General features: G+C 65.1%; 13 protein-coding genes and 1 pseudogene. 2 read left to right on the forward strand and 12 right to left on the reverse strand.

Annotated elements, in window-relative coordinates; genetic code table 11:
- From A3E77_RS06205 to A3E77_RS06240, 8 genes are all read right to left on the reverse strand, one after another.
- A partial coding sequence (locus A3E77_RS06205; RefSeq protein WP_293644209.1) for a hypothetical protein occupies window positions 1–532 on the reverse strand: 532 nt, incomplete at its 3' end.
- Window positions 529–1152 carry a DUF2238 domain-containing protein gene (locus A3E77_RS06210; RefSeq protein ID WP_293644211.1) on the reverse strand — a complete coding sequence of 208 codons (624 nt, stop codon included), beginning with the start codon at window positions 1150–1152 and terminating at the stop codon, window positions 529–531. The genes A3E77_RS06210 and A3E77_RS06205, both read right to left, overlap by 4 nt.
- 56 nt (window positions 1153–1208) lie before the next feature.
- Window positions 1209–1985, reverse strand: a complete 777-nt coding sequence (locus A3E77_RS06215; protein ID WP_293644213.1) for an arginine deiminase family protein — start codon at window positions 1983–1985, stop codon at window positions 1209–1211.
- A gap of 186 nt (window positions 1986–2171) precedes the next feature.
- Window positions 2172–3197: an aspartate-semialdehyde dehydrogenase gene (locus A3E77_RS06220; protein WP_293644215.1), complete on the reverse strand. Its 1026-nt coding sequence runs from the start codon at window positions 3195–3197 to the stop codon at window positions 2172–2174.
- A 45-nt stretch (window positions 3198–3242) separates the two neighbouring features.
- Window positions 3243–3854 (reverse strand): DUF1287 domain-containing protein, encoded by a 612-nt coding sequence (locus A3E77_RS06225; RefSeq protein ID WP_293644217.1) that lies wholly within the window; start codon window positions 3852–3854, stop codon window positions 3243–3245.
- 98 nt (window positions 3855–3952) lie between these two features.
- A complete protein-coding gene (gene rplS / locus A3E77_RS06230; protein WP_293644219.1) occupies window positions 3953–4330 on the reverse strand; it encodes a 50S ribosomal protein L19 in 378 nt (125 codons plus the stop codon).
- 5 nt (window positions 4331–4335) lie between these two features.
- Window positions 4336–5073, reverse strand: coding sequence for a tRNA (guanosine(37)-N1)-methyltransferase TrmD (trmD, locus tag A3E77_RS06235; RefSeq protein WP_293644220.1), 738 nt, complete (start codon window positions 5071–5073; stop codon window positions 4336–4338).
- The gene (locus tag A3E77_RS06240) at window positions 5070–5993 is read right to left on the reverse strand and encodes a LysR substrate-binding domain-containing protein (RefSeq protein WP_293644222.1); all 924 of its coding nucleotides are present in this window, start codon (window positions 5991–5993) and stop codon (window positions 5070–5072) included. The genes trmD and A3E77_RS06240 overlap by 4 nt, the downstream gene beginning before the upstream one ends.
- A gap of 102 nt (window positions 5994–6095) precedes the next feature.
- On the opposite strand from A3E77_RS06240, the gene A3E77_RS06245 reads away from it, so the two are divergent.
- Window positions 6096–6248: a hypothetical protein gene (locus A3E77_RS06245; RefSeq protein WP_293644224.1), complete on the forward strand. Its 153-nt coding sequence runs from the start codon at window positions 6096–6098 to the stop codon at window positions 6246–6248.
- 73 nt (window positions 6249–6321) lie between these two features.
- On the opposite strand, the gene A3E77_RS06250 is transcribed toward A3E77_RS06245, so the two are convergent.
- The 4 genes and pseudogenes from A3E77_RS06250 to ffh form a co-directional block, all read right to left on the reverse strand.
- The gene (locus tag A3E77_RS06250) at window positions 6322–7839 is read right to left on the reverse strand and encodes a serine hydrolase domain-containing protein (protein ID WP_293644226.1); all 1518 of its coding nucleotides are present in this window, start codon (window positions 7837–7839) and stop codon (window positions 6322–6324) included.
- A 125-nt stretch (window positions 7840–7964) separates the two neighbouring features.
- Window positions 7965–8459, reverse strand: coding sequence for a ribosome maturation factor RimM (gene rimM, locus A3E77_RS06255; RefSeq protein ID WP_293644228.1), 495 nt, complete (start codon window positions 8457–8459; stop codon window positions 7965–7967).
- A 189-nt stretch (window positions 8460–8648) separates the two neighbouring features.
- A pseudogene (gene rpsP / locus A3E77_RS06260) lies at window positions 8649–9110 on the reverse strand (30S ribosomal protein S16); the annotation flags it as partial.
- Window positions 9111–9150: 40 nt separating this feature from the next.
- Window positions 9151–10602, reverse strand: coding sequence for a signal recognition particle protein (gene ffh / locus A3E77_RS06265; RefSeq protein ID WP_293644230.1), 1452 nt, complete (start codon window positions 10600–10602; stop codon window positions 9151–9153).
- 274 nt (window positions 10603–10876) lie between these two features.
- On the opposite strand from ffh, the gene A3E77_RS06270 reads away from it, so the two are divergent.
- Window positions 10877–12508, forward strand: coding sequence for a putative bifunctional diguanylate cyclase/phosphodiesterase (locus A3E77_RS06270; protein WP_293644232.1), 1632 nt, complete (start codon window positions 10877–10879; stop codon window positions 12506–12508).
- Window positions 12509–12522: the final 14 nt, after the last annotated feature.

Raw genomic sequence — 12522 nt, forward strand, 5'->3', positions numbered from 1 at the left:
CCTTGTCGCCGGTGCCGATGCTGAACTCCTCGCCCAGCGTGCTGTCCTCCAGGTCGACGATCGCCACCGATTCCTTCGCCTTGGCGCGCGTCGTGCCGATGGCGATGCCGCTCATTGTCGCGTAACTGTCGGCGCCGGGTTCGTTGCCGAGGAACCAGCCGGCGAACTTGCCGTCCTGGAAATTGAGCGTCATCGCGTCGTAGCGCGTAAATTCCATCGGCCCCGCACCGCATTCGGCGTTGGTGCTGCGATCATCCTCCTTGCCCGCGACATTGGCGAGCGCCGTTTCGGCCTGTGCGCGGGGCGCGCCGAAAGCGAGAAGGCTGGTCTTGCCGCTGGTCTTGTCGACGAAGCGCAGTCCCTCGCCATCGAGGCTGATCGCGGTGGTCGCGGCATTTGGGCCGTCGGCCTTGGCCGCGGGCACCGGCGGTGCCGCTGGCGGAAGGCTGTCGTCGCCCGGCTGGGCCTTGTCGGGGGTAGGCTTGCACGCCGCAAGCAACACCAGCATCGTCACGCCCATCAACCGCTTCATCGCCGCCTCCTTTGCCAGACCAGGACCATTACCGCACCCAGCGCCGCGAGCGCCATATCCTTTTGCGCGTCCCAAATGTCACCCTGCTGTCCATTGTAGCGATCGGCGGTCTCTCCCGCCGCGACGATCGTCAGCAGCCATTCCAGGATTTCGTAGAGGCACGATATCGCCAAAACCCAGCCAAGCACGGTTAACGCCGCGCCGCGCGAGCCGAGGCCGCCCCAGCGGCGCGCGATTTCGGCGACGGGACCCACCGACAGCGCGCCAAAAGCGAAGTGAACGAGGCGGTCGTAGTGATTGCGGGTCCAGCCGAAGACGTCGGACAAACTCGTGCCCGCCAGCGCGCGTGTCCAATCGTCATAGGGCACATTGCTGTAGGCGTAGCGCCCGCCGAGCGTGTGCAGCGCCATGAACGCGGCGATGCACGCAACCGACGCGGTCGACAGCGGCCAGCGGCGGAGCAGCCAGGGCGCGGCGACAATCAGCAGCATCGTCGGGATATGCTGGAGCAGCGCAATTTCGGGATAGGGCTGGTCGATCTGCGCGATCAGCAGCAGGATCAGCAGGGCGCCGAGCAGGCGGCGCTGCGCGGGTGGGATGGTCAACGAGCCTTCGGTCATCCCCTCCCCCTATCCGTTCGTGTCAAGCGAAGTTGGGACTGAGAATTTCGGCGCGCTCACCAGCGCAGCGACATGCAGCTGAGTCCCGCGTCGATGCGCGCGATCTGGTCGGTTGCCAGCGGGCGGGCGTCGATACCGCGCGCGATGAGCATGGCGCGCGTCGCGAGCCAGCGTTCGCCGATCAGCACCGTATCGCGCACCCGCAGGATATTTGCCGCGCCCTCTTCGCCGAGAGGAGTCAGCACGACCTCCAGCCCCGCAAATTGGGGGCAGTCGCGCATCGCCGGGACGGTCAGCACCGTTCCGGCGTCGATCAGGCTGCACCCGGTCTTGAAATGCAGCACGCCGGCAGGGGTCACCGCGATCTCGGCGCGATAGCCCAGCCGTTCGAGGAGCATCGCCAGTTCAGTGGCGCCGACGCGGTCAGTGCGGTCGGACAGGCCGATGACGACACGATCGGCGAGGCGCAGCACGTCGCCGCCCTCGACATGGCCGACGGTCATTTCGAGCAGGGTCGGATGGCGGGCAGCCAGCGCGTTGCGGATATGCGCGACTTCGCCCGCGCGGCTCGGCGCGCCGGGGCGGAGAAGGATCGCGCCCTTCGGAAAGGTCAGCGCGACATCTTCGGTGAACAGCGCGTCAGGGAAATCATCGAGCGGTTCGAGGACATCGACGGTCAGGCCAAGGTCGCGGAGGGTGGCGACATAGGCGGCTTGCTCGGCAAGGAGGCCGGTGAAATCGGGGTCGGGGCCGCCGTCGGCGCGGATGCCGTGGACCGCCGAGGGCGCGGGGGCGCGGCAGAGGGCGTGAGTGAAGGCGAAGGGGCTGGTCATGGCCCCATCCCTACCCGTTCGCACCCCGAAGTCGAGACACAGCGAAGCGGTGTCGCTGCGAGGCTGTGCCCCTGCGAAGGCAGGGGTCCATCTCCCGCCGTCGCCTTTTATCGGAAAAGCGGCAGCGTCCTGCCGAAACCGCAGGTAATGGGCCCCTGCCTTCGCAGGGGCACAGCATCCTTATCCTCAGCCCTTTTTCAGGTGCCGACGCCCCAGCAGTTCGGCAATCTGCACCGCGTTCAGCGCCGCGCCCTTGCGCAGGTTGTCGCTGACGCACCAGAGGTTGAGGCCGTTTTCGACCGTCGAGTCTTCGCGGACGCGCGACACGAAGGTCGCGAAATCGCCGACGCATTCGACCGGGGTGATGTAGCCGCCGTCTTCGCGCTTGTCGTGGAGCACGACGCCGGGGGCTTCGCGCAGGATGCGCTGCGCGTCCTCGGCCGACAGTTCCTCTTCCATCTCGATGTTGATCGCCTCGCTATGCCCGACGAAAACTGGGACGCGGACGCAGGTCGCGGTGACCTTGATCTTCGGATCGAGGATCTTCTTGGTCTCGACGACCATCTTCCATTCTTCCTTGGTCGAGCCGTCGTCGAGGAATTTGTCGATGTGCGGGATGACGTTGAAGGCGATCTGCTTGGTGAATTTCTGCACATCCTTTTCGTCGCCGACGAAGATCTGGCGCGTCTGGTTCCACAGTTCGTCCATGCCCGACTTGCCCGCGCCCGACACCGACTGATAGGTCGAGACGACGACGCGCTTGATCTTCGCGGCATCGTGGAGCGGCTTCAGCGCGACGACCATCTGCGCGGTCGAGCAGTTCGGGTTCGCGATGATATTGCGCTTCGTATAGCCGTCGATCGCGTCGGGGTTCACCTCGGGCACGATCAGCGGCACGTCGGGGTCCATGCGGTAGAGCGAGCTATTGTCGATCACGACGCAGCCCGCCGCGGCAGCTTTGGGCGCGTGGATTGCGGTCGCGTCGCTGCCGATCGCAAAGATCGCCATGTCCCAGCCCGCCCAGTCGAAATTGTCGATATTCTGGCATTTGACGGTGCGGCCGCTGTCGCCGATTTCGACATCGGTGCCCTGGCTGCGCGACGATGCGACCGCCGCCAGTTCGTCGATCGGGAATTCGCGCTCGGCGAGAATGGCGAGCACTTCGCGCCCGACATTGCCCGTGGCTCCGGCGACAACGATACGATAACCCATTTAATCACTCCTCGGTGCAGAACTTGATCGAAAAACTTGCGGTAATCAGACTTTCCAGCGGAAATGGCCGGTGAGCTTATGCTTGAACAAGGCGTCCTCCTCGCGCGTCCCGCCGCCGATATTGTGGAGCACGAGCGGCACGCCGGTCGTATCCTTGCGGTCGGACACGATGCCCGTGTGTGGCAGTCGGCCGTCGACCATCTGGGTGAAGATGTCGCCCGGCCGCCAATCGGCCGGATCGTCGGTGACCGGCAGCGCCGCGCCCTGCCGCCGCCAATAGGTCGCGAGATTGGGGACGCGGCGATGGTCAATGTTGCGGTCGGGGTGCCCCAACCCCCAATTTTTCGGATAGGCCCCGAAATTGGCGCGCATGTCGGCATTTACAAGGGCCTGGAGGTCGAGGGCCAGCGCATCGCGAAAGGCGCGGATCACGACGTCGGTGCAAACGCCCTTTGCGCGGTCGACGTCGCCGTTCGGAAACCGCAGCACGGTATAGGCGGGGTCATAGGTCAGCGTGACGCCGACCTGTCGCCGCGCCGCCGCCACGACGCGCTGCGCCTGGGTCAGCGCCATCGCCTCGCCCGCCACGCCAAAGGCGAGCACCGCGCCGACAAAGGCGCGCCGGGTCGGCTGGAACGGGAGGACGGACGCTTGCATCAAATTCGCTTTGCCCAAAAGAAAACGACCGGCTCTGCCTGTTGGCGGAACCGGTCGTTTTTGAAAGCTGTTTCGGCTTTGGGTGAGAGAAGCTCTCCTTAGCCTTCGCCGGCTTCCGACCGGTATTCGCGGCGTTCCGCAATACGTGCCGATTTACCAGTGCGACCACGCAGATAGTAAAGCTTCGCACGACGGACGGCGCCCTTGCGGACGACGGTAATGCTGTCGATGTTCGGCGAATAGAGCGGGAACACGCGCTCGACACCTTCGCCGAACGACATTTTGCGCACGGTGAAGTTGGAGCCCATGCCCTTGTTCGAGCGTGCGATGCACACGCCTTCAAAATTCTGGACGCGGGTGCGTTCGCCTTCGACCACCTTCACGCCGACTTTCAGCGTGTCGCCGGGACGGAAGGTCGGAATCGCCTTGTCGGCCTTGGCAATTTCTTCGGCTTCGATCGTCTGGATGAGGTTCATGTCCTCTAGTCCTTTTCTTTTCGCCGCGCGCCAGAGGCAGGTCGGGCCCGAGCATCGATATGACGCTCCCAAAGGTCCGGCCTGCGTAACCGTGTGTGATCTTCCGCCTGTTGTTTCCGCCAGGCCGCGATCTTCGCATGATCCCCCGATCGCAGCACTTCGGGGATCGTGCGCCCTTCCCATTCGACGGGCCGGGTATAGTGCGGATATTCGAGCAAGCCGTTTTCAAACGACTCATCGTCCCCGCTAGAAGCCGCGCCCATTACGCCGGGAAGCAGCCGAATGCAAGCGTCGAGCAGCAACAGCGCCCCCATCTCGCCGCCCGACAATATGATGTCGCCCATCGACACCTGTTCGATGGCACGCGCGTCGAAGATGCGCTCGTCGAATCCCTCGAAGCGGCCGCACAGGATGATCGCCCCCGGACCTTCCGCAAGCCGGCGCACGCGCGCTTGCGTGATCGGGGTGCCGCGCGGGGTCATGGCGAGGATCGGGAGGCCCGGATGCGCGGCGTTGGCATGATCGACCGCCGCCGCCAGCACATCGGCTTTCAGCACCATGCCCGCGCCGCCGCCCGCGGGCGTGTCGTCCACCGTGCGGTGCTTGTCGGTCGCAAAGTCGCGGATCTGCACCGGCGCGCAAGCCCAAGTCCCGCTTTCGAGCGCGCGCCCCGCCATGCTGTGCCCCAGCGGGCCAGGGAACATGTCGGGGTAGAGGGTTAGCGGGACGGCGGTGAAGGTCATGGCAGCGGTTCCCATATCGCCTTGGGCAGGATCTGGCGATCCTTGTCGAGTTCGGCGCGCAGCCATTCGCGGAAACGTTCGATCTTGCGCACGCCCACCCGATTGTCGCGGTGGACGAGCCACATGCTGGAGGATTCCGAAACATAGAATGTGTCGAAGGGCTGGACCATACGGCCGCTCGCGAGTTCGCTTTGCCAATAGAGCGGGGTCATCATCGCGACGCCGAAGCCCGCCTGCACCGCGCTCGCCTCCTGCAACTGGCTGTCGAGTTCGATCCCGCGCCGCGACGGCACCAGCGGCGCTTCGACCCCGGCGAGGGCAAACCAGTCGGCCCACCAGCTGTCGTTCGGGGCAAGCCGCTGGACGCGCAGCAGGTCGGCGGGCTCGTTTATGCGGTGCTGGTCGATAAAGGCGGGCGAGGCGATCGGGGCGAGATATTGGCGCATCAGGAACTCGGCGCGGAGCCCCGGCCACACGCCCCGTCCGATGCGGATCGCGACGTCGACGTTCGAGGCGTCGAAATCGACCAGCGCGTTGCTCATCGCCATGCGCACCGCAAGTTCGGGATATTGAAGCTGGAAGCTGCCAATGCGCGCACTGAGCCAGGTGCCGCCAAAGCTGGTCGCGGCGTTGATCGTCAGCACATCGGCTTCGTCGCTGCCCAGCGCGGCAAAGGCGTCGCTCATCGTCGCAAAGGCGCCGGTGATCGCGGGAAGCAGCCGTTGCCCGGTTTCGGACAGCCGCACCCGCCCCTTTTCGCGCACGAAAAGCGCGCGGCCAAGCCGGTCCTCCAATTGACGGATCTGATAGCTGACCGCCGCCTGCGTCAGCCCCAGCTCCTCCGCAGCGCGCGAGAAATTCTGCAGGCGCCCGGCGGCTTCAAAGGTCCGCACGGCGGCAAGGGGCGGTAGTTTGGGCATAGCCTATCATAAGTCAGGCTTATGATATGGTCTACGCCTTTTGTTGGCGGCGGACCGCCGCGCGGTGCATTGAGATGTTCGTCAAGCGAAAGGAAATGAGCGATGAAGGACGAGCAATTCATGCGCGCCTGGAATGACAGCCATGATCATTTCAGCGCCGATATCGCCCGCGGTTTCAAGCGGCTCGCGGTCGCGGCCCGGCGCCTCGGCGAATGGTCGGCCCGCGAGATGCACGCCCGAAGCCGGGCGCGATAGATTTCCCTGCCCCCAAATGGTCAGGGCGAAACGCGGTGGGGCCGTCCCTTGCAAAGGCCCCACCGCGTTGATTTCATGGCGCATCGGCGGGGACGACGCGCAGCCGCAGCGCCTGAATCGTCGCGGGCGACGTCGGCGCCAGCAACAGCATCCCGTCGAGTTTGCCCTTTTCGCAGTTGAGCCGGAATGTTGCCGACATCGCGCCGATCGGCGCCAGCGGCTCGTCGGTCGGGCACGCTCCCACTTCGTCCTTCAGCCTGGCAAGTTCGGCAGCCCAGTTTTCGGCCGACCGGTCCATCAGGAAATTCATCGCAAGGCGGCCCTCGAGCGGGCCGAGGTTGCCCGCGGCATAAGTCGATTTTGCCGCCGCATAGGCGTCGGCGAGCGCCGCCGACACCGGCACCGCGCGCGTTTCGAGCAGCCCCGCCCGCTCCATCAGGGCCGCGGCGTCCCACGCGGGGGCCGCCGGGCCGGCATAGGTGCGGTTCGACAGCGCGAAGACGCCGACGCCATGGTCGGGCATCAGCATCACATGGCTGCCATAGCCCGGATAGCCGCCGCCATGCGCAAGCGTCAGGCCGAGGTCGCAGTCCTGCGCAACGCGCCAGCCCATGCCATAGGCCGCGGCCTGTTTGCATGCGGTCGCGCCGCTCGCCCCGATGCGGTTCGTCGCCGCAACGAAATTCAGCCCCTGCGCCATTTCGCGCACCGTCGCGCGCTTGACCGGCCCGCTGTCGGCATCGTCGCGCGCAGGCCAGGCGGATAGCAGGAAGGCCACCCATTTGGCATAGTCGTTCGCGCTGACCTGTAGCCCGCCCATCGCGTTGAACGCGCCGTCGACCATCTCCGGCTCGGGCGACCAGCGCCCGTTTTCCCAGCGGTAGCCGAGCGCGTAGCGCGCCTGGGGCGCGTTCGGCGCGTCGAAGCCGCTGCTGTCCATACCGAGCGGGGTCAGGATCGTCTTCTGGACATAATCGGTATATTTCATGCCCGACGCGTTGGCGACGATGCGGCCGAGCAAGGCATAGCCAAAGTTGGAATATTCATGGGCCGACTGCGGAACGCGGCTGAACGGCACGCCTGCCGCGATCATGTTGGTGAACGCGTCCTGCGGCAAAACCTGCTGGCGGTCGCCCCATGGATCGTCGGTGACGAGGCCGCCGACATGGTGGAGCAGGTCACGCACGCGAATGCGCGGGCTGTCCTTGGTCGGATAGGTCCAACCCTTCATTTCGGGCACATGTTGTTCGGCAAGGTCGTCGAGACGGAGCTTGCCGTCGTCGCGCAATTTCAGGATCGCCAGCGCGGTAAACGCCTTGGTCATCGAGGCGATGCGGAACAGGCTGTCGGCGGTCACGGCGCGCTTGTCGGCGATATTCTGGACGCCGACGCCCTTCACATAGGCCAGCTTGCCGTCCTTGACGACGCCATAGACGACGCCAGGGACATGCTGATCGGCCTGGAACCTGGCAAAAAGCGCGTCGATTTCGGGCGCGAGCTGGTCGAGGGTTTGGGAGGGGGTTTCCTGTGCGTTGACAGGGGACGCGACGGTTAATGCTGTCGCGAAGAGGAGACCAAATCTTGTGTGCATCAAAACCTCCGTTCGTGCCGAGCTTGTCAAAGCACAGTTCTTCCTTCGCAACATAGAAAGGAAGAACGGTCCTTCGACAAGCTCAGGGCGAACGGATAATTGTTCAGGGGCTGTTTAAGGGCTGTTTACTCGACGAACGCCGCATCGATCGTCACGCCGTCGTCGTTCCACTCCGGCACCGCCTGCGCGGTCATGGGCACCATGAAGCGTTTGCCGTCGGGCTTGGCGATTTCGAGGATGTCGCCAGCGCCGAAATTGTCGATTGCGACGACTTCGCCGATCGCACTGCCATCGGTCGACACGCACGGCAGGCCGAGCAGGTCGTGATGATAATATTCGCCCTCGGCGAGCGGCGGCAAGGCCGAACGCGGCACGGTGAGGAGGGTGCCGCGCAACGCTTCGGCGGCGCTGCGGTCGGTAATCTCGGCAAAGGTTGCGACCGCACCCTGATTGGCGGGGCGCACCGATTGCAGGGTCAGCTTGCGCGTCCCCGCTTCAAAAACGGAAAAGGCGCGGAGAGACTCCGCGCCTTCGCCGAACAGTTTGAGGCGCACCTCGCCCCGCACCCCATGCGCGCCGGCAATGGCCGCAAGGGTAACGGGGCGGTCGGCGCGAGCCAAGGCTTAGCCTTCGGCCTTTTCTTCGCCAGCGTCTGCCGCGGGCGCTTCTTCGGCAACCGGGCCGCCTTCCGCGACTTCTTCGGCGATCGCGGTCGCGTCGGCGGCGGTCGCGTCGGCCGGAGTCTCGTCAGCGACGGCTTCGGCAACCGCTTCGGCGGTTTCTTCGCTCTTCACCGAGCCGGTAGCATCCGATTCTGCGGCGGCGGGCGCAGCAGCTTCTTCAGCGGCAGCTTCTTCAGCAGCAGGGGCTTCTTCGACAGCTTCGGGTTCGGGTGCCGGAGCGGCGGCAGCAGCAGCTGCGGCCTCTTCGGCGTCAGCCAGCTTCTGGGCCTTTTCTTCGGCGCGTTCCTTGGCCTTTTCGCCAGGGACGCCCTTGTTCGGGTTGTTGCGCGCGGCGCGTTCCTGGACACCGGCGGCATCGAGGAAGCGGGCGACACGGTCGCTCGGCTGGGCGCCGACGCTCAGCCAATGCTTCGCACGGTCGGCGTCGAGCTTCACGCGCTCGGGATTATCCTTCGCGAGCAGCGGGTTGTAGCTGCCGATACGTTCGATGAAGCGGCCGTCGCGCGGGCTGCGCGAATCGGCGACGACGATCTTGTAATAGGGACGCTTTTTAGAACCGCCGCGTGCGAGGCGAATGGAGGTAGCCATGATATTTTCCTTTTACTTCTAAACCGAAATTAGTGTGTAATTACTTCTTTTTATTCATCAAATTCGCAAGCTCGGGCGGGATCGCGCCCCCGCCGCCCAGACCGGGAAGTCCGCCGAGGCCGCCGCCCCCGCCGCCCATTCCGGGGATTCCGCCGCCCTTGCCGAACAGCGCGCCGAGGCCCTTCAATCCACCCATCTTGCGGATCTTTTTCATCGCGCTGGACATTTCCTGGTGCATCTTCAGCACCTTGTTGACCTGTTGCACCGTGGTGCCCGATCCGTTGGCGATACGGATCTTGCGCTTTGCGGTCAGGATTTCGGGCTTGGCGCGTTCCTTGGGGGTCATCGATCCCATGATCGCGTCGAAATGCACGAGCATCTTGTCGTCGGCACCGCCGGCCGCCATCTGCGCCTGCGCCTTCTTGATGCCGGGAATCATGCCCGCGAGCGCGCCGAGGCCGCCCATGCGGCGCATCTGGTTCAATTGGGTACGCAGGTCGTTGAGGTCGAACTGGCCCTTTGCCATCTTCGCCGCCATTGCCTCGGCCTCTTCGGCCTGGATCGTTTCGGCGGCGCGTTCGACGAGGCTGACGACATCGCCCATCCCAAGGATGCGGCCCGCGATGCGCGACGGCTGGAAGAGTTCGAGTCCGTCGAGTTTTTCGCCGGTGCCCGCAAACTTGATCGGCTTGCCGGTGACGGCGCGCATCGACAGTGCGGCACCGCCGCGCGCGTCGCCGTCCATGCGGGTCAAGACGACGCCGGTCAGCGGCACCTGATCGGTAAAGCGTTGCGCGACCTGCACCGCGTCCTGGCCGGTCAGGCTGTCGACGACGAGCAGGGTCTCGGCGGGGTTCGCCGTGCGCGAGACCGCCTGCATCTCGTCCATCAGCTGCTGGTCGACGTGGAGGCGGCCCGCGGTGTCGAGCATCAGCACGTCATAGCCCTGGAGCTTTGCCGCCTGCATTGCTCGGCTCGCAATCTCGACCGGCTGCTGCCCCGCCACGATCGGCAGCGTCGCAACGTCGATCTGCCGGCCGAGGACGGCGAGCTGTTCCTGCGCGGCAGGCCGATTGACGTCGAGCGACGCCATCAGCACCTTCTTGCGCTCCTTGTCCTTCAGCCTTTTCGCGATCTTTGCGGTCGTCGTCGTCTTACCAGAGCCCTGAAGCCCGACCATCATGATGACAGCGGGCGGGGTAACGGCGAGTTCGAGTTCGGCGGTTTCGGAGCCGAGCATTTCGGTCAGCGCGTCGTTGACGATCTTGACGACCTGCTGCCCCGGCGTGACCGAGCGCAGGACATTGGCGCCGATCGCAAGGTCGGTGACCTGATCGATGAAGCTGCGCACGACGGGCAGCGCGACGTCGGCCTCGAGCAAGGCGATTCGCACTTCGCGCATCGCCGCGCGCACGTCGGCCTCGGTCAGCGCGCCGCGACCGCGGAGCTTTCCGAAAACATCGCCAAGCCGATTGCTCAGACTGTCGAACATGCGCCTCAAATCCTTAGCTTCGAGGCCCGCAACGCAAAAGACGCCGGTGAGCGAAACCTCGCCAACCAGCGGCTATCCGTGGACAGACTTTCCGTCGCGGACATCGATATGCCCATGTGCAAGATGCACGCGGACGCGGCGGCCTTTACGCAAAAACGGCGTCAAAGGCAAGCGTCGGGGGAGCGCGGGTGCGGCGGCAACGCCCCGGCCACGCACTTAACCCAAATTTCACCGCTTCACCGCCATAAAGCGCGCAATGGTGGGGAAAATTCATATGACATCGACGCCGAAGCAATTCGACCGCAGCGAGGGCGCCAAACGCGACATCATAGCAGGCGGCATTGTCGTCGCCGCGATCCTGCTGTTCGTCGGCACCGGCAGCAATGTCATGCAGGCGGCTGTCCGTGCGTTGATCGGCCTTGGCGGCGGCCCCGACCGGGCCCTCGCCGCCGCGCTTGTGCTTAACGTCGCGCTGATCCTGTTCGGCTGGCGCCGCTATGAAGACCTCAACCGCGAAATCCGCGAGCGCACCGAGGCCGAACAGCGGGCGCGCTACCTTGCCGACACCGACCCGCTGACGGGCTTCCTCAACCGCCGCGCATTGCTCGCGACGGGGCAGCAGATGATTGCCGGAGCGGTCGCCGAACAGCGCCAGATCGCCCTGTTCCTGCTCGACCTCGATCATTTCAAGACCGTCAACGACATTCACGGCCATGCCGCGGGCGACCGCGTGCTCCAGGTCGCCGCCGAACGCATATCGGCGGTCCTGCCGCCCAATGCCACGAAGGCGCGGCTTGGCGGCGACGAATTTGTCGCGATGCTGGTTTTCGAGCCATCGGCGCGCGCCGACATCGACGCGCTCGCCGCCGAACTCGTCACCGCGCTCGACAATGTCGTGGCGCATGATGCGCAGCAGATCCGTATCGGCGCATCGCTGGGCATATCGCTGGCCGGCGACGCCAGCATGACGATGGAAACGATGGTGCGCCAGGCCGACATTGCAATGTATCATGGCAAGGACGAGGGCCGAAACCGCCACATCTGGTTTGAACCGGGCATGGAAATGGCGGTGCAGGTGCGCAACCAGATCGAAACCGGCATCCGCGAGGGCATGCCGCGCGGCGAGTTCATCCCGCATTTCGAGCCGCAGGTCGACATCGCCACCGGGCGACTGATCGGATTCGAGATGCTGATGCGCTGGGAATCGCCCGAATATGGCCTGATCCCGCCCGAACGCTTTATCCCGGTAGCCGAAGAAAGCGGCCTGATCGGCGAATTGTCGTTGCAGGTCATCCGCCATGCGATGGAGATTGCCAAGCGCTGGGACCCGTCGATCCTGCTTGCGGTCAATATTTCGCCCCAACAGCTCAAAGACCCGTGGTTCAGCCAGAAACTGACCAAGCTGCTTGTCGAGGTCGGCTTCCCCGCCAGCCAGCTCGAGGTCGAGATTACCGAAAGCTCGCTGTTCGAGAATCTGCCGCTCGTGCGCTCGATCGTCACCAGCCTCAAGAACCAGGGCGTGTCGCTCAGCCTCGACGATTTCGGCACCGGCTACAGCTCGCTGTCGCATCTGCGCGCGCTGCCGTTCGACCGGATCAAGATCGACCGCAGCTTCATCACCGCGATGCGCGGCAGCGCCGACGCCCACGCCATCGTCGTCGCGATCGTCCGGCTGGGCGAAAGCCTGGCGATGCCCATCACCGCCGAAGGGGTGGAGGATGAGGCGACGGCCATCGAACTGACCCGGCTCGGCTGCTCCAAGGGCCAGGGCTGGCATTTCGGCCGCGCCGCATCGGCCGCCGACACCGACCGCCTGCTCGCCGACCGGGGCCTGCTGCGTGCGCCGTTGGCGACGCCCGTGGGCTCGGACGCGAGTGAGGAAGCGCCGCTGCGCAAGACGGCATAACCCCGCCGCATCGC

The sequence above is a fragment of the Sphingopyxis sp. RIFCSPHIGHO2_12_FULL_65_19 genome (assembly GCF_001830555.1).
Lineage (GTDB): Bacteria > Pseudomonadota > Alphaproteobacteria > Sphingomonadales > Sphingomonadaceae > Sphingopyxis.